This is a genomic window from Archangium violaceum (assembly GCF_016859125.1).
GTDB lineage: Bacteria > Myxococcota > Myxococcia > Myxococcales > Myxococcaceae > Archangium > Archangium violaceum_A.
Genome location: NZ_CP069338.1, coordinates 11172038 through 11187819, shown reverse-complemented (window position 1 = coordinate 11187819; position 15782 = coordinate 11172038). Strand labels below are relative to the sequence as shown.

Here is a 15782-nt window from a genome sequence, read left to right as displayed (position 1 = left end):
GTCATTCCAGACGACCGCTCTTGCGCACCTGGGCGCGCACCAGCTCCGCGTAGATGCCGCCGCGCAGGAGCAGCTCTTGATGCCGGCCGGACTCCACCAGCCGGCCCTCGTCCATGACGAGGATCAGGTCCGCGTCCACCACGGTGCTCAGCCGGTGGGCAATGATGACGCGGGTGCACGGGAGCGAGGCGAGCGACTGTTGCACCCGGCTCTCGGTGATGGCGTCGAGGGCGCTGGTGGCCTCGTCCAGCAGCAGCACCGCGGGTTTCTGCATCAGCGCCCGGGCCAATGCCAGCCGTTGTCTCTGGCCTCCCGAGAGCGACGCGCCCCGGTCCACCAGCGGCGTGTCATAACCCAGGGGCATGGCCATGACGTCGTCGTGGAGCCAGGCCCGCCGTGCGGCCTCGATGATGGCATCCAATGGAGCGGCCGGGTCGGCGATGGCGATGTTTCCGCGCAGCGTGGAGCTGAAGAAGGTTGGCTCCTGGGGCACCACGCCCATCTGGCTCCGCACCGAGTGCAAATCCAACTCCATCAGATCCTCCCCGTCGAAGAGGACGCGCCCGGAGGTGGGCAGGTACAGGCCGAGCAGCAGGTTGGCCAGGGTCGTCTTCCCGGCGCCCGAGCGGCCGACAATTGCCACGGACTGGCCGGGCTCGATGCGCAGCGACACATCCTGCACCACCAGCGGTGACGTATCCGCGTAACGGAAGGACACCCGGTCCAACTCGATGCCACCCTTCAGCTTCACCTGTCGGCCGGGCTTCGCCGGGTCGCGCTCGGGCGGGGTGTCCAGCACGTCGTCGATGCGCTCGATGTAGCTGCGCAGCAGCTGGAGCTGGGAGCCCGTGGTGACCATGTTGCCCAGCGGCACGAGCAGCGCCCCTGCGAGCGCGCTGAGCCCCATCATGGTGCCCAGCGTCATGTGCCCGCCCAGCACCTGGAGGGCCCCGAAGGTGAGCAGCACCAGCGGCGCCACCAGCCGCAGCGTCCCGGTGAGAGACTCCACCCACGCCGACAACCGGCCCCGTTTCAGCGACACATTCAGCACGCTGACGAAATTTTCCGAGAAGCGTTGCACCGCCTGGTGTTCCACGCCAAACGCCTTGAGTGTCTGGATGCCGGTGAGCATTTCAATCTGGTAGCTCTGGCTCTTCGCTTCCACTTCCAGGTTCTCCGACATCAGCGCGCGCTGGCGGTGCGTGGAGAGCAGGAGGATGAGGAGCTGCAGGCCGCCGAGCCCCAGGACGATGAGCGCCATGGGCGGACTCACCACGAACAACAGCACGAGGTAGAGGACCACCAGGGCGCCATCGAGCAGGGCGGAGAGCGTGCTGGAGGAAAGGATTTCCCGCACGGTGGCGTTGCTGTTGAGCCGCTGCATGAGATCGCCCGCCGCGCGCACCTGGAAGAAGGCATAGGACAGGCCCACCAGGTGCTCGAGGAATCCGAGCGTCATGTTCGAGTCCATGCGCGTGCGCAGCTCGAGCAACAGGTGGCTTCGGATGAGCAAGGTGAGGAGCTGGAAGACGGCCAGCGACATGAAGCCCAGGCCCACGACCAGCAACAGGTGCGTGTCTCCCCGAGGCACCACCCGGTCGATGATGAGCCCTGTCAGCGCCGGCACCGCCAGCGCGAAGAGTTGGAGGATGAGTGAGACGACGATGATGCGCTGGAGGACGTGCGACTGCTGGAGCACCTGCAGTGCGTACCTCGCGGCCGAGCGCGGACGGGACCTGCCGCCCGTCTCGAAGTTCTCACCCGGCTCCAGCAACAGGGCCACGCCGGTGAAGGACTGGCGGAAGCGCTCCATCGACACCTTGCGCCGGCCATGGCCCGGGTCGAGCAGGTGGACGCCATCCCGCCCCAGCTTCTCGAAGACGACGAAGTGCGAGAACCGCCAGTGGAGGATGGTGCCGGCGGGCAGGTAGGTGAGGGCCTCGTCGTCCACGGAGACGCCGCGTCCGCGCAGCCCGAAGGTGCGGGCCGTGCGCAGGATGTCGAGCGCCGACACCCCATCCCTCGCCGCGCCCATCGCCTGGCGGACCTCCTCCAGACGCACCGGCTTCCCATGGTAGCCGAGCACCATGGCGAGACAGGCGGCGCCACATTCGATCTCCGAGAGCTGACGCACGAGCGGGATGCGGCGCTCCCGGCCCTTCACGCGCAGGTTGCGGAACGCGGGGAAGCGCTCCGTGAGCCCCGGATTCCGGACGGACTCAGTCCTCATGTCCCAGTGCTCCCTTCAGGCCTGGAATGAGCGTGACGAGGATGCGCTCCGTGCGCACGCGCGCATCGGCCCGGGCCAGCATCCCGTCGAAGTAGTTGAACGTCCTCCCCCTGACGGTGAAGGTTGGCGAGTCGATGCGCGCCCGCACCAGCACCATGGGGCCCGAGAGTTGAAGGGCATCTCCGCTGTCCGGGCCCAGGTAGCGGCGGACCTCCGCGGGGCCGATGACCTGGTCTCCCACGGAGTCGATGGTGAGCGTCTGGTACTCGTGGCTGAAGCCATGGAGCTCCACGCGCAAGGGATTGCCCGGCTCGAGCCTCGGCCGGTAGCCACCGGGCAGCAGGGCCACCAGTGTCACGTGCACGTCGTCGCCGACCACGGAGACCACGTTCTCTCCCGGGTTGACGTACTGGCCCTCGCGCACACGCAAGGCGTTCACGACCCCGGCGTGCGGCGCCCTCAACGTCCGGGCCTGTTGCCGGGCCTGGGCCAGCTCGCGCTCGGCCCGCAGGGAGGTGAGGGACTGACGCGCGGCCTCGTCCGTTGGATCCTGCAGCACCCGGACGAGCTGCAGCTCGAACTCGCGCTGGATCCGCTCCAACGTGGCCGTCTCCTCCTGGGAGAGGAAGCTCACCAGGGGTTGTCCGGCCTCCACCCGCTGCCCGGGCTTCACCTCCACGGAGGCGACGATGCCCGGCCGCTGTGGGGTGAGAGCGCTCCGGCCCTCGATCTTCACCACCGCGGGGCCGGAGGCGTACTCGGGCAGGGTGCCGAGCACGGAGTAGAGGCCCGCCGCGACGACCAGGGCGAGCAGCACCCAATACGTCCACCGGGTCCACCGCGGGGAGATGCGGAGGAGGTCTCCCTCTTCCCGGGAGCCCTCGTGGTGGCGCAGGGCCTCCTCACGGAAGATGCGGGTCCGCTGCGTGGCTTCCATGATTACGGTGTGGCCCCCCTTGGCACGGAGCCGGGTCCCGGACGGACGTGGACGACCATGCCGGAGGAAGCCTCGGGCGGTGGTGGCTGCTTGAAGACGGCGGTGGCGAAGACCAGGCGGGCCGCGGCGTCCACCTCGGGTGCGACGCTCTCCAGCTCGCAGGTGAGTGACATGTCTTCCTGGAGGACATTCACCTCCAGGGGAGCGCCCGGCTGGAGCCGCCGCGCCGCGTCCTCGGGCATGGCGAAGCGCACCTTCCAGCCGCCGGTGCCGAGCAGCTTGAGCACGGGTTGCCCCGCGGCCAGCCGGGTCCCCGGGCTGGCGTGCTTCGCGGCCACCACTCCCGCGAAGGGAGCCACGAGCGTGGCGTCGTCGAGGTTCTGCCGCAGCTCGGCCACCTGGGCCTTCCGCTGGAGCGTCTGAGCCCGAGCCGCCCGCAGGCGGGCCCGGGCGGTGCTCTCCGCGTAGCGGACCTTGTCCAATTCCTCCTGGGAATGGACGCCCAGCTGCAGGGCACGGGGGGTGAAGTAGCGGGCCTTGTTCGCACGGGCCTCGGAGAGGGCGAAGGCGGCGGCCTGCTCCTCGGCTCGCGAGCCCTGGAGGGTGGCCTCGGCCGCGGCCAACTCCTGCCGCAGCGAGCGCGTATCCAGCCGTGCGAGCACCTGGCCCGCGTGCACGGAATCACCGACGTCGACCTCGAGCTTCTCCAGTCGCGAGTCGAAGCGGGAGCTCACCTCCACCGAGTCCTGGGGGATGATGACCCCGAGGAAGGGTTCCAATGTGTCCGAGCGGGAGGCGGCACCTCCGTCCACCACCAGGGCGGGCGGAGGGCCGTCCCCACTCGGGTCGGAGTTCGCGAGCGCGGGCGCCGACGCCCCCACGTTCCCCAGCCAGATCAATCCCCCCCCGACTGCCATCATCCGGCCCCAACGACGCATCCCGTTTCTCCCATGGAAGCTCCCACATGGGATGACTCGGCGGGGCGGCGTTGTGACGCGTCACGGTGGATGCGAGTGCGGACGGGCGCATGAGCCCGCTCGCCGGGGTCCGCTCCAGGGGATCGGGCCCATCCGGGCTCAATTGGGGGATTGTTTTCCGGGGTCGCCGGGGCCGGGAACTCCAGGATCACCGCCGATCTTCCCCAGGATGTCGTCGATGTGCCCGAGGTGGCCGACGGTCAGGGTATCGGGAGGGTAGGGATTGCCCGGCCAGTCGGCGCGGCTGAAGTCGACGAGGAGGGGCTGACCGTCCGCGCGCAGGAGGATCGTGTCCGACTGGATGGAGCCATGGTTGAGCTGGACGCGGCGCATGGCCCCGATGATTTGCGAGAGCTTCGAGAAGATGGCGACGGTCTGCTTCGGGGTCAGGCCTCGTTTCTTCGCGTCCCGGAGGGTGGTGTCCTCCACATAATCCAGGAGCAGGTAGCGGAAGCCGTGGACGGGCTCCGGCCAGCGCCCGTCCGAGTGGAGCCGGATGATGCAGGGATGGCGCACGAGGCGCAGGGCTCCCGCCTCTCGCTCCAGGAACCGTTCCATGAACGGACCATCGGGTGCGCTGGGTGGATGCAGGGCGATGCGCAGCAGGCGGCGTTGGCCCCCGCGCTCGACCGCCCAGGTGATGCTGAAGGAGTCCTGGCGCCAGCGGCGCAGGACGCGCCAGCCCGCGACTTCATCGCCGGGCTGGAGGGAGACAGGATCGAAGGGAGTGGTGGACATGACCTATGCAGTAGCATGCGGGGAGTGACTTGTGTAGTAGGTCCCCATGGAGCGCATGCCCGAACGTCCCCCCTCCTTGTCTCCTCGCTGACTCCGTCCGAATTGTGGAAAAAAGCCACATGGAGCGTTTTTCCCGCTTCGAGCCCTGGTCAGATCGATCGGCGATGCTTAGTCCTTGTGAGCATCTTCGGGGTATGACGCGACGCGGGCGCGGCACGGTTCCTGCTCGCGGGTACGGCCTGTCGAAGGGGAGGCGTGGCCGTCATGGGAGTCAACGCGGTGGTCAACCAGAACAGGGAGTCTTCGCGGATGGGCCGGGCCTCGTTCTGGGGCGAGCCCCGGAGGCACTCGGTCGTGTTCCAGGGTCAGGTGTTGTTGCTGGAGAACCTGAAGGAGCGGCGCCAGCTCATGCGCGACATGCTCGTGAAGGAGCGCTTCGAGGTCGGCGTGGTCGACGACGCGCGGGACGCCGTCCAGCTGCTCTCCGAGGGACTCTTCTCCGGGCCCTCGAAGGCGCCGGAGCTCATCATCGGCAACGCGCGGATGCTGGGCGACGCCGGACTGGCGGCGCTCGAGCGGCTGTGCGCCAGTCATCCGGAGGTGCCCGTCATCCTCTACAGCGCCTTCACCAGCCCGAAGCTGCGCGAGCGGATGGCGCGGATCCACGGCGTCTGCATCCTCGATGCGTCCGCGGATCTCGAGGACCTGAGGACCACCGCCCTGGCGTTGGTCTCCTCGCGCCAGACGAGTCTGTAGGTTAGGGGCGCGGCACGACCCGTACCGAGGGCGCCTTGAAGGTGGCCGTGACGGGCCGGCCCTCGGCGAGCCCCAACTCCTCACTGGAGAAGCGCGTCACCCGCGCCACCAGGGGGAAGCCCGCGTCGAGCACCACGCGAACGAGCGCTCCCTCGGGGGAGAGGGACACCACGGTACAGGGCAGCCGGTTGCGCGCGCTGGTGGGAGCCGCCTCGGGAGGGCCCAGCGTGACGTCCTCCGCCCGGAGGCAGACGAAGACGGCGTGCCCCTCGTGCGGGGGCTCCAGGGAGACGAGGTGATGCGGGCCCACCTCCACCGTGGCCAGGCCCTGCTCGCGCCGCAGCACCGTGCCCGGCAGCACCGTCTCGATGCCCGTCATCCGCGCCACCGCGAGCTCCGCCGGGTGGTTGAACACGTCGGCCACGGGCCCCACCTGACACACCCGGCCGCCCTCCATGGCCACCAGGTCATCCCCCAGCGCGAGCGCCTCCAGCCTGTCGTGCGTCACCACCACGGTGGGCACGCCCAGCTCCCGGAGCAGTCGCCGCAGCTCGCCCCGGAGGTGCTCGCGCGAGGGCGCATCCAGCGCGGACAGGGGCTCGTCGAGCAGCAGCAGGCGGGGGCGGATGGCGAGCGCCCGGGCCAGGGCCACCCGCTGCTGCTGTCCACCGGAGAGCTCGCGTGGCCTGCGCTCTTCCAGCCCCTCCAGACGCAGCAGCGCGAAGAGGGGGCGCGAGCGCTCGCGCCGCTCGGCGGCCGGCAGGTGGGAGAGGCCGTACTGGACGTTCTGCTCGGCGGTGAGGTGGGGGAAGAGGGCGTAGTCCTGGAAGAGGAGGCCCACGCGCCGCTGCTGGGGCGGCAGGAACACGCGGGCTCCGGTGTCGCACCAGGGCTCGCCGTGGAAGAGGATGCGTCCGCGATCGGGCCGGTCGAGCCCCGCCAGGCACCGCAGCACCGTCGTCTTGCCCGCGCCCGAGGGGCCGAACAGCACCGCGACCCGGCCGGGCGTGGCGGGCAGCTCCAGGGTGGCCTGGACGGTGGGCCCGCCCCGGAAGCGCTTCTCGAGGTCGATTACGAGCGTGTCGGCCATGATGCCCACACCCTCCGCTGGAGCCCGTAGGTGAGGGCCAGCACGACGAACGAGAAGACGAGCAGCACCAGCGCCGTCCTGCTCGCCGACGCGTAGTCCAGCGCCTGCACCGCGTCGTAGATGGCGATGGAGGCCGTGCGCGTGCGGCCCTCCAGGTTGCCGCCCACCATCAACACCACGCCGAACTCGCCCAGCGTGTGCGCGAACGTGAGCACCATGCCGGAGAGGATGCCGGTGACGGACAGGGGCAGCACGACGCGCACGAACGTCTGGAAGCGGGAGACGCCCAGGCACCACGAGGCCTCGATGAGGCGGCGATCCACTCCCGCCAGCGCCGCGGTGAAGGGCTGCACCGCGAAGGGCAGGCTGTAGAGCACCGAGGCCAGCAGCAGGCCCTCGAAGCTGAAGGGGAGGGTGTGGCCGGCGAGCGACTCGAAGGCCTGTCCCAGCGGGCTGCGCGGGCCGAGCGCGAGCAGCAGGTAGAATCCGAGCACCGTGGGGGGGAGCACCAGCGGGAGCGCGACCACGGCCTCCACGAGGAACTTCCACCGCCAACGCGAGGTGGCGAGCCACCAGGCGATGGGGAGGCCCACGACCAGGAGGATGAGCGTCGTCCACGCGGCGAGGCGGAGGCTGAGGAGGAGGGCGGCGTGGTCCACCGTTCACTCCCCCGGGAGGGAGAAGCCGTAGCGCCCGAGGAGCGCCCGGCCCCGGGGGCCGAGCAACTCGTCACGGAACCGTCTCGCCAGCTCCGGATCCGCCGCCCGCTTCAGGATGGCGCCGCCCTGCTCCATGCGGGGGTAGGCCTCGAGGGGAACCTCCCAATAGCGGCCCTGGCCCTTCATGGCGGGGGCCAGCGCGAGCGCCAGGGCGATGATGCCGGCGTCCGCGGAGCCGCTCTGCACGAACTGGGCGGTCTGCGCGATGTTCTCCCCGAGCACCAGCCTGTCCTTGACGGCCTCATGGACACCCAGGCTCTTCAGGGCGGCCTCGGCCGCGCGGCCATAAGGGGCATGCTGGGGGTTGGCGATGGCGATGCGCCTGGCGGCGGGCTCCCGCAGCGCCTCCATTCCGAGCGACTCCACGGCCAGCGGCGAGCCCTCTGGCACCCACACCACGATGCGGCCCACGGCGTAGAGGAAGACGGGCTCCTTTTCGTCCACCAGCCCCTGCTCGGCGAGCTTGCGCGGATAGGCCACGTCCGCGGAGAGGAAGACATCGAAGGGAGCGCCGTTGCTGATTTGAGCGAGGAAGTTGCCCGAGGAGCCGTAGGTCACCTGGATGGATGCATCCGGGTGCCTGGCGCGGAACTCCGCCAGGAACTCATCCAACGCGAACTTCAGGTCCGACGCGGCGGCGATGGTCAGGGTCTGCTTCCGTTCGGGGGAGGGGGCGGGGGCGCGCAGGCCGGCCATGAAGCCCGCCGCGACAATGAGCAGGACGCCCGCCGCGAGTGCCCCCTTCACGATCGCCTTCATCCGGTTCCTTCCCTCGAGAGTGCTGTCACGGTTCGCGGCTGGGTTCGGGTTCCGCGGTCTTATGCACCGGGTCCGTGATGAGTCGTGCACATTTTCACCCCAGGCCCACGGAAACGAAGGACTCAACCCCCATCCCCCCTCATCGGCCGCCCCGGTCTCCGGGTGATGTCACTCGGGAAACACCCCGACTGGAGTTTTTTCCCTCTGTTCTCTGGGGACTCTGAAAGAACTCCCGTTCCGAGGCCCGGGTTCGAAAGGGAGGCGAACCCTGGCGGAAGACCCCTCGAACCCGGACAGGTCCGCCAACCCGCTGTTTTCCCGAAAGAAAGGGATGGCTGGCGCGAGCCGCCCGGGAGCGAGCGCGGCGCATCCACGGTCCGGCACGGTTCTGGCTTTGAGCGGAGCCCGATGGCACGGACGACATATCGCGGGCTGAGGCCGGAAGTTGGGATGACGTGGCTTCCTTCGTTGGGAATCGTCTCCCTGGTGGGCGCGCACCTCCTGGCGGCGGTGCTCGGCCTGTACTCGTCTTCCCCGAGCGTGGCGGTGGTCCAGCCCCTCACGGGCGCGTCCATCAACGGACTGTTGGAGATCTCGGTCCGCGCGGACGATGGGCCCATGGGCTCGGGGGTGCGGAGCGTGGAGTACCAGCTCGGCTCCACCACGGGCGCCTGGACGCCGCTGTCCCTGGACAAGGAGTCAATGACATACAAGGGCAGCCGGGAGCTCGCGGCCGTGGAAGAGGGCAGCCATCCACTCTACATCCGTGCCACGGATTTCACCGGCAACCTGCGCACCGTGTCCGTCACGGTGACGGTGTCTCATCACCCCTCCGGGCCCACCGAGGAGCGCGAGTACGCGCTCCCGGCGGACAAGCATCTCTCCTGGGAGGATGCCGGTACGTCGGACCCGATCGCGTCGAAGTTCCACCCCAGGAATTGAAGCAGCCCCGTCGTCTCCCGCCTGGACCGCGTGGCGATCAGGGCAGCTTGAGGCTCACGGTGAAGGTATAGGACACGCTGACGGCGCGGCCCTGGTAGGTCACCGGGCGGTAGTGGCGGCTCGACAGGGACTCGAGCACGGCCTCGTCCATGAAGGGCAGCCCCTTGATGATGCGGCAGTTCTGGACGTCGCCTTCGCGGGTGATGGTGCACTTGGCGATGACGACGCCGCTGACGCGGGCCCTCAGCGCCTCCGACGTGTACTGGAGCGCCACCCCGGTGGAGGTCAGCTGCGGCGGAGTCATCCCGGCACCGAACGGGACCACGTCCTCGCCGGTCCCTCCGACGATGCCGGTTTGGATCATGTTTCCGATGACGGCCTTCACGCCTGGCACACAGTTCTCGACGCAGGGGCTGTCAGGGTCGCTGCCGGGGATATGGGGCAGGTCACTGGTATCGTCGGGCTCGGTGGCCTCGGGAGGCGGAGGTGTCTCGTCGTTCTGCCGCGGCTCCGCGATGGGAGGCGGGATCTTCTTGGGCTGGACCAGCTCGGCCTTGGGCTTCCTGGGCTTGGGCGTGGTGGGCGTCGTCACGGCCTTGGGCGGATTGGGATTGCCCCGGGGCGGCTGGGGGACGTTGAACACGAGCTCCGGCTCCGTCCTCTGGAACTGCTCCGCCGCCCTGCCGGACAGCCCGAGCACGCCCGCGAACACGCCCGCGTGCACCATCAAGGACACCCACATCCCCGTCCCGAACCGCCCCGCGCTCAAACCCGGCTGATTGACGACCGATTGGAACACTTGGAATCCCTCCTGGCTGACACCGTTCAAGCTACGGATCCGGGGAGGGCCGGTGGCCTTGGGTCGGCCATCTCTTCGTCATGGTTTTGTCATGGACTCGAGCTCCAGCCGGTAGCCGACCCCCCGGATGGTGTGGATGGTGAAGGAGGAGGCGCTCGTCCAGCCGAGCTTCTTCTTCAGGTTGGAGACGAAGTTGTCCACGGTGCGCGGGTCCACGACGACGTCCCGGCCCCACACGGCGTCCAGGATTTCGCCCCGGGTGAGGGCGCGGTCGCGGTGCTTGAGGAGGAAGACGAGCAGGTCGAACTCGGTGCGGGTGAGATCGATGAGTCCGCCATCGGCGCGGGAGAGGGCGCGCTTGCCGAGATCCAGGGTGTAGCCGGCGAAGGACATGACCTGGGGCGGAGCACCGCCGGCCCGGCGGACCAGGGCACCCACGCGGGCGAGCAGCTCGCGCAGCCGGTAGGGCTTGGTGAGGTAGTCCTGGGCGCCGGCCTCGAAGCCGCGGACGATGTCGTCCTCGAGCGAGCGCGCGGTGAGCATCAACACCATGGCCTGGACGCCGCTGGCGCGCAGCCTCCGGCAGAAGGAGTAGCCGTCCTCGCCCGGGAGCATGACGTCGAGGATGAGCAGATCGAAGGCGCGCTCGCGAATGAGCGGCTCGGCCTCGCGGGCGTGGGTGGCCACGGTCACCTCGTAGCCCTCGTCCTGCAGGTTGTCGCGCAGGCCGATCCGCAGGTTCGCATCGTCCTCGACGACGAGGATGGAGGGGCGGGGGCTAGGAGGGCTGCTCGGGGCGTTCATGGTGGGTTTCGGGGAAGAACAGGGAGAAGGTGGTGCCCTGGGGGCTGGAGTCGTCGATGGAGATGGTACCCCCGTGGAGGGCCATGATCTTCCGGCACAGCGCGAGCCCGAGGCCACTGCCATGGACCTCGGGGCCCTGCGAGTCCAGCCGGTAGAAGTCGCGGAAGACGTTCTCCCACTCGTGCTTGGGGATGCCGATGCCGTTGTCGCTGAAGAGCACCACGCACCCATAGCCCGGGCGGGGGTGGGGGTAGGCGCGGATGGAGAGCTCCACGGGGTCGCGGCGGTTGTAGGCGCAGGCGTTTCGCGCGAGGTTGATGAGCAGCAGGCGCAGCAGGGACGGGTCGACCTCGAACTCCGCGTCGCCCACGTCGGCGGTGAGCCGGACGGGGACGGCGGAGTTGTCCACGAGGTCCGAGCGGAGCATGGCGATGGACTCGTCGAGCTTGACGCGTGCGGGCCTGATGTTCCAGCGGCCCTTGTCGATGCGGTTGAAGGACAGGATGTTCTCGACGAGGAAGTGCAGCCCGTCGGCGGCCTGGATGATGCGCTCGGGATATTCGCGCAGCTCGGGGGACTTGGAGAGCTTGCGCTCCAGCGTCTCCCCGAGCAGGCGGATGGAGGCCAGCGGGGTGCGCAGCTCGTGGGAGACGGTGGCCACGAAGTCGCTCTTGAGCTCGATGTAGCGGTAGCGGCCGCGCTGTGCCACCACCGCCATCACCCCGATGGCCACGGCGAGCGCGCCGCAGAAGGCCACCAGCATCGTCTTCAACCCGTAGCGCTGCTCGATGGCCTTCTCTGCGGCGGTCCACTCGGGGACGGAGACCTCCAGCCGCAGGGTCGCGATGGGCTGCACGGCGTCGGGATTCTTCAGCCGCAACGAGCCGCCCTTTCCGAAGTGACCCCGCTCGCTCATGTCGCGGGCCAGGTCGCGCAGGAGCGCGTCGAGGTCCACGGCGATGCCACGGACCACCTCTCCCTTCGGCTCCACGTACCAGCGCTCCCCGATGAGGGTGGGGTCGCCGAGGCCCTCGGGCATCATGATCATTCCGGTGCCGACCTCGAGGGCGCGCGCCAGGAAGTCGGCGGAGGGCTCGCCCAGCGCGGTGCTCACCCGCGCGACGTGGGCGAGCAGGAAGTTGAAATCGGGCTGGGTGAAGCGCCAGCGCTCGCGGAGGAGGTCGCGCTGCAGGCCCGCGGAGCGCTCGATGCCGCCGAGGTCCTCCGGGAGCCCCTCGCGCAGGAGCGCGCGGACGAGGGGCGGGGTGGACGGGCCACGCTGCAGCCGCTCCAACAGGAGGAGGACGAAGGGCAGCTCCTGCTCGGGAGGGAGGGGGTGCTCGGCGTGGTAGCGCAGCAGCTCATCGGCGCGCCTGTTGGCCAGGGTGGGCTTCTTCGCGTCGAGCGCCGCCTCCACGGCGCGCAGCCGGCTCAACCGCTCCAACCAGGGCTCCGCCGAGGTGCTCTCGGAGAGGGCGCGGACGAGCGCCCGGTACTGGCTCCGGGCGGGGGTGTGAGAGCCGGTGGTGAACTGGGTGAGGCGGGGCAGGAACTGGTGCCCGCGGAACTGGAGGAAGAAGCCCTCGCTGGGGGCGAGTGGATCTCCCATGGCGGCGTGGAGGGGGGCGAGGCTGCCCTCCATCTGCTTGCCGAGCGTGTGTCGCAGGGCCTGGGTGGCGTACTCCTCGAGCGCATCACGGCGGGAGCGGAGCTGGGCGTGGGAGTCCTCGCGCTCCTGGGCGAAGATGCGCTGGAGGGCCCCCAGCCCGAAGGAGAGGGCGAGGAGACCGCAGCCGATGGCGATGAGCGTGGGGAGGAGCCGGCGCAGCATGAGGGCCCGAGGGCCACGGGCATCATACGTGCGCACGGCGGGTCCGTCATCGTGTCACTTCTGGGCCGCCGGTGGTGCCTCGAGGACCTTGAGGTCCAGCTCGTTCAGCTTCGCGAGGACCCGATCGAACCGGAAGGGGTAGGGCGTCTGCGGATACACATAGCCGTCGTACTTGTCGCCCAGGGTCCTGAAGAACGGCTCGAAGAGGCCCGGCGTCAGGAAGCCGATGAACCGCGTGTAGTGATTGTTGAGCTGGTAGGCGTGAATCGTGCGCGCGGGAACGTGGGCGAAGTCACCCGGGTACATCGTCAGCGTCTCGTTGTTGACCCGCATGGTCATGGAGCCATCGAGACAGAAGAAGTTCTCGGTGTGCTTCTCATGGTAGTGCGCGGGGATCATGGGCCCGGCGGGGCCCTCGGTCATGACGGCGATGAACTTGCCATCACTGACCTGCTGGTCTCCGAGGAATGAGAAGAGTTGATCACCCGCGACCATCCGCTGTCCTTCTCCGGAGGCGAGGACGTAGGGGACCTTCTTGTCGGGGATCACTCCATTGCGAACGCGCTGGGGCGTGCTCTTGCCCGGCGCCTTGCTCTCGAAACGGACGTCGGCGCTGGCCTCGGCCTTCTTCAACAGCTCCTTCGAGATCTCGGGATTGACCTTCTCCGGCTGGACATGGCCCGCGAAGGGTTGGCCAAGGGCCTTGTAGAGGGGACCGAGCTCCTTGCCCGTGTTCCATGAGAGAATCTGGGTGCGGTGACCCAGCATCTTGAGCGCATGCGGCGTTCCCTGGGGGATGCTGGCGTAATCACCGCGGATCATGAGGTAGTGCTTCCCCCCGAGCCAGAGCTCGACCTCGCCATCGAGGATGTAGAGGGCCTCGTGGGTGCGAGCGTGCGTGTGCAGCGGAAGGCTCGCGTTCCTGCCACCTGTCAGGATGGCGGCCTCGAAGAGCTCTCCCGTGTCCTCGCCTCTCGCGATCATGGCCGCGACCATTCCACCCACCAGGTAGCGCTCGCCCTCTCCGCTCCTGATGTAATAGGGAACCTGTTGGCCTGGCAGTTTGCCTTCAGGCACGACCTTCTGGATGTCGATGCCCGTGCCAGCCTTTTGCGCGTCCTGGGCCTGTGCGGCCTGAATCGGCCCGAGGACCATCGTCAATGCCATGGCTGCGCCCAGGAGGCCCGGCCTCTTCTTCGACTCGTAGCTCATACCCATCTCCTTCGAGCAGGAGAGGGCCCGGGGCCGGCACGGAACTCCGTGTGCCCCTGGACGCCCCTCCTCCCGAGAGTAAGGACTTGATCTGTACCGCATCGTGGTGCAGAGTACCGTTTTGCGATACAAAAGTAGAGTCCGGAGGGTGGAATGTCAAACCAAAGGAGCCGGGAGGGGCGAATGGGCCAGGAGGCCGAGGAGGCCGGTGCGCCCGAGGAGGGCCGGGACGGACGCAGCGGGCAGATCCAGGTGATCGCGCGGGCGGCGGCGATCCTTCGGGCGCTCGCGGGGCAACCGAAGGGGCTGAGCCTGGGGCAGATAGCGAAGCGGGTGGGGCTGCCGCGCTCGACGGTGCAACGAATCGTCGGAGCGCTCGAGGCCGAGCAACTGGTGACCGCGGGCGGTGAGAGCGAAGGCGTGAGACTGGGCCCGATGCTGGGACTGCTGGCCGCTTCCTCCCAGACGGACCTGGTGTCGATTGCCCGGCCACACCTCGAGGCGCTCAGCCGTCGCGTCCATGAGACGGTGGACCTGTCGGTCATGAAGGGCCACCAGGTCGTCTCCGTGGCGCAGAGTCGAGGAGACCAGGAACTGAACGTCGTCTTCCCGGTGGGCGGGGTCCTTCCGATGTACTGCACCGCCCACGGCAAGGCGCTACTGGCCGAGCTGTCGGACGAGGAGGTCGCGCAGCTCGTCGGCTCCAGACTCGAGCCGTTCACTCCAAAGACCCATCGAACGCTGCCGGCGCTGCTGGCGGATCTGCGCGAGGTCCGTCGGAGTGGTTTCGCCTATGGGCTCGAGGAGCATGCGGAGGGGATCTGCGCGATCGGCGTCGCCCTCCGGACCTCGGCTGGGGCGCAATATGCCATTGCGATTCCGGCCCCAGCTCATCGGTTCCATGCGCAGCTCGACGTCTTGCGCAAGGAGCTCGCGCGCTGCCGGGACGAGATCGATGCGGCGGCGGGTGCCAGGCTCGGTCCCGCCCCGGACCGGGGGGCGGGCCGCCGCTGATCAGTGGCCGCCGCCACCCACCGCGGCGGAGTCCAGGCGCTGGTGTCCGGAGACCTTCACCTGCGTGCGGAAGCGCACCTTGTAGACGAGCACGCCGCCCGAGCCCGCGAACTGGAGCTGCGTGGGCGCCCGCTCGCAGGGGGTATCCCCGTAGACGAAGTCGATCTGGAAGCTGTCGAGCATGGGGGCCAGTTCGGACGGGGACAGGTGCATGGAGATGAGCTGGGCCGTCCGCGGGTCCACCACCGCGGTGCCCTTCATCCGATTCTTGTCCTTCTTGCGCGGGGTGATCTTCACCGTGACCAGCCCCTCGCGAGGGCCCGGGGACTGCTCGAACTGGTATTCGTCGCGGACCTGGGGGTGGAAGGGCGAGAGCTGCCCGCGCGGATCCTCGTTCTGCTTCTGATCCTGGGGCTCGGCCTTGAGCTGGCTGATCAGGTCTCCCTCTTCCTTCTCGGAGAGCTTCTTGCGGGACAGCACCTTCGTTCCCGCGCGGATCACCTCGTAGGTACGGGTGAGCCGTCCCTTGCTCTTCCCCTCCTTGTCCAACTGCTCCGTGACCGAGTTCTCGATGACACGGCAGCCGGGAACGGCCAGCTTCTTCTCCTCGGCTTCACCCAGACGGTTGAGGAGATCCTGCAGGGGCACCTCGGCTCGAGCGGAGGTGGCGGAGATCAACACCAGAAGAATGAGCGCGCGCATGGCGCACCCAACCTAGCCATTTCCGGGCCACTCCAGAGCCGGCCCGTGAGTCCCCGGGCTGGCAACTGCGTTGCATTGAACACAACCTGGGAAGCCCAGCAATCTCAAGGGTTGCTGGGCTTTTCCTTGCCGCGTGGCAAGAGATGCCAACGACCCTGCGGCGTGCCCGTCATCTCTATCAGGCGCTGCATCCTGGCACGCAGGAAATTGCCCTGTTCTGGTACCTGCTGTCCCCAACGAAGGGCGAAGAAAGTGTCTGAATCGCTTGGGGA

15 protein-coding genes are annotated in these 15782 nt (G+C 68.7%); 3 read left to right on the top strand and 12 right to left on the bottom strand.

Annotation, left to right across the window (positions count from 1 at the left end):
* Position 1: 1 nt before the first annotated feature.
* The 4 genes from JQX13_RS47295 to JQX13_RS47280 form a co-directional block, all read right to left on the bottom strand.
* Positions 2 to 2230: a peptidase domain-containing ABC transporter gene (locus JQX13_RS47295; protein ID WP_203405955.1), complete on the bottom strand. Its 2229-nt coding sequence runs from the start codon at positions 2228 to 2230 to the stop codon at positions 2 to 4.
* Complete coding sequence (locus JQX13_RS47290) at positions 2220 to 3167, bottom strand: efflux RND transporter periplasmic adaptor subunit (RefSeq protein WP_203405954.1); 948 nt, start codon at positions 3165 to 3167, stop codon at positions 2220 to 2222. Before JQX13_RS47290 ends, JQX13_RS47295 begins: the two co-directional genes overlap by 11 nt.
* A 2-nt stretch (positions 3168 to 3169) precedes the next feature.
* Complete coding sequence (locus JQX13_RS47285) at positions 3170 to 4105, bottom strand: efflux RND transporter periplasmic adaptor subunit (protein ID WP_203405953.1); 936 nt, start codon at positions 4103 to 4105, stop codon at positions 3170 to 3172.
* 138 nt (positions 4106 to 4243) lie between these two features.
* On the bottom strand, positions 4244 to 4882 hold the full coding sequence (locus JQX13_RS47280; RefSeq protein WP_203405952.1) for a hypothetical protein: 639 nt from the start codon (positions 4880 to 4882) through the stop codon (positions 4244 to 4246).
* A gap of 264 nt (positions 4883 to 5146) precedes the next feature.
* Here JQX13_RS47280 and JQX13_RS47275 point away from each other — a divergent pair, with 264 nt between their 5' ends.
* The gene (locus JQX13_RS47275) at positions 5147 to 5638 is read left to right on the top strand and encodes a response regulator (RefSeq protein WP_203405951.1); all 492 of its coding nucleotides are present in this window, start codon (positions 5147 to 5149) and stop codon (positions 5636 to 5638) included.
* Between the two features lies 1 nt (position 5639).
* On the opposite strand, the gene JQX13_RS47270 is transcribed toward JQX13_RS47275, so the two are convergent.
* From JQX13_RS47270 to modA, 3 genes are read right to left on the bottom strand one after another with little or no spacing between them, the layout of a single operon-like run.
* A complete protein-coding gene (locus tag JQX13_RS47270) occupies positions 5640 to 6728 on the bottom strand; it encodes an ABC transporter ATP-binding protein (RefSeq protein ID WP_203405950.1) in 1089 nt (362 codons plus the stop codon).
* Positions 6710 to 7387: a molybdate ABC transporter permease subunit gene (gene modB / locus JQX13_RS47265; protein ID WP_203405949.1), complete on the bottom strand. Its 678-nt coding sequence runs from the start codon at positions 7385 to 7387 to the stop codon at positions 6710 to 6712. The genes JQX13_RS47270 and modB overlap by 19 nt, the downstream gene beginning before the upstream one ends.
* Positions 7388 to 7390: 3 nt before the next feature.
* Positions 7391 to 8206 (bottom strand): molybdate ABC transporter substrate-binding protein, encoded by an 816-nt coding sequence (gene modA, locus JQX13_RS47260; protein WP_203405948.1) that lies wholly within the window; start codon positions 8204 to 8206, stop codon positions 7391 to 7393.
* Positions 8207 to 8656: 450 nt separating this feature from the next.
* Between modA and JQX13_RS47255 the strand changes: the two genes are divergently transcribed.
* On the top strand, positions 8657 to 9148 hold the full coding sequence (locus JQX13_RS47255; RefSeq protein ID WP_203405947.1) for an Ig-like domain-containing protein: 492 nt from the start codon (positions 8657 to 8659) through the stop codon (positions 9146 to 9148).
* Between the two features lie 37 nt (positions 9149 to 9185).
* Here the strand turns inward: JQX13_RS47255 and JQX13_RS47250 are convergent, their stop codons facing one another.
* The 4 genes from JQX13_RS47250 to JQX13_RS47235 all read right to left on the bottom strand — a co-directional run bounded on the left by JQX13_RS47250 (position 9186) and on the right by JQX13_RS47235 (position 13794).
* The gene (locus JQX13_RS47250) at positions 9186 to 9947 is read right to left on the bottom strand and encodes an energy transducer TonB (RefSeq protein WP_203405946.1); all 762 of its coding nucleotides are present in this window, start codon (positions 9945 to 9947) and stop codon (positions 9186 to 9188) included.
* A 78-nt stretch (positions 9948 to 10025) separates the two neighbouring features.
* A complete protein-coding gene (locus tag JQX13_RS47245; protein ID WP_203405945.1) occupies positions 10026 to 10751 on the bottom strand; it encodes a response regulator transcription factor in 726 nt (241 codons plus the stop codon).
* Positions 10726 to 12582, bottom strand: coding sequence for a sensor histidine kinase (locus JQX13_RS47240; RefSeq protein WP_203412539.1), 1857 nt, complete (start codon positions 12580 to 12582; stop codon positions 10726 to 10728). The genes JQX13_RS47245 and JQX13_RS47240 overlap by 26 nt, the downstream gene beginning before the upstream one ends.
* Positions 12583 to 12636: 54 nt before the next feature.
* Positions 12637 to 13794, bottom strand: a complete 1158-nt coding sequence (locus JQX13_RS47235) for a quercetin 2,3-dioxygenase (RefSeq protein ID WP_239014297.1) — start codon at positions 13792 to 13794, stop codon at positions 12637 to 12639.
* 183 nt (positions 13795 to 13977) lie between these two features.
* On the opposite strand from JQX13_RS47235, the gene JQX13_RS47230 reads away from it, so the two are divergent.
* On the top strand, positions 13978 to 14808 hold the full coding sequence (locus JQX13_RS47230; protein WP_203405944.1) for an IclR family transcriptional regulator: 831 nt from the start codon (positions 13978 to 13980) through the stop codon (positions 14806 to 14808).
* On the opposite strand, the gene JQX13_RS47225 is transcribed toward JQX13_RS47230, so the two are convergent.
* Positions 14809 to 15510, bottom strand: a complete 702-nt coding sequence (locus tag JQX13_RS47225; protein ID WP_203405943.1) for a hypothetical protein — start codon at positions 15508 to 15510, stop codon at positions 14809 to 14811. It lies immediately after the preceding gene.
* Between the last annotated feature and the right edge of the window lie 272 nt (positions 15511 to 15782).

Coding starts and splice junctions, on each gene's coding strand:
- JQX13_RS47295 (WP_203405955.1), bottom strand. CDS start 2,230: ATGAGGACTGAGTCCGTCCGGAATCCGGGGCTCACGGAGCGCTTCCCC.
- JQX13_RS47290 (WP_203405954.1), bottom strand. CDS start 3,167: ATGGAAGCCACGCAGCGGACCCGCATCTTCCGTGAGGAGGCCCTGCGC.
- JQX13_RS47285 (WP_203405953.1), bottom strand. CDS start 4,105: ATGCGTCGTTGGGGCCGGATGATGGCAGTCGGGGGGGGATTGATCTGG.
- JQX13_RS47280 (WP_203405952.1), bottom strand. CDS start 4,882: ATGTCCACCACTCCCTTCGATCCTGTCTCCCTCCAGCCCGGCGATGAA.
- JQX13_RS47275 (WP_203405951.1), top strand. CDS start 5,147: ATGGGAGTCAACGCGGTGGTCAACCAGAACAGGGAGTCTTCGCGGATG.
- JQX13_RS47270 (WP_203405950.1), bottom strand. CDS start 6,728: ATGGCCGACACGCTCGTAATCGACCTCGAGAAGCGCTTCCGGGGCGGG.
- modA (WP_203405948.1), bottom strand. CDS start 8,206: ATGAAGGCGATCGTGAAGGGGGCACTCGCGGCGGGCGTCCTGCTCATT.
- JQX13_RS47255 (WP_203405947.1), top strand. CDS start 8,657: ATGACGTGGCTTCCTTCGTTGGGAATCGTCTCCCTGGTGGGCGCGCAC.
- JQX13_RS47245 (WP_203405945.1), bottom strand. CDS start 10,751: ATGAACGCCCCGAGCAGCCCTCCTAGCCCCCGCCCCTCCATCCTCGTC.
- JQX13_RS47240 (WP_203412539.1), bottom strand. CDS start 12,582: ATGCTGCGCCGGCTCCTCCCCACGCTCATCGCCATCGGCTGCGGTCTC.
- JQX13_RS47235 (WP_239014297.1), bottom strand. CDS start 13,794: ATGAGCTACGAGTCGAAGAAGAGGCCGGGCCTCCTGGGCGCAGCCATG.
- JQX13_RS47230 (WP_203405944.1), top strand. CDS start 13,978: ATGGGCCAGGAGGCCGAGGAGGCCGGTGCGCCCGAGGAGGGCCGGGAC.
- JQX13_RS47225 (WP_203405943.1), bottom strand. CDS start 15,510: ATGCGCGCGCTCATTCTTCTGGTGTTGATCTCCGCCACCTCCGCTCGA.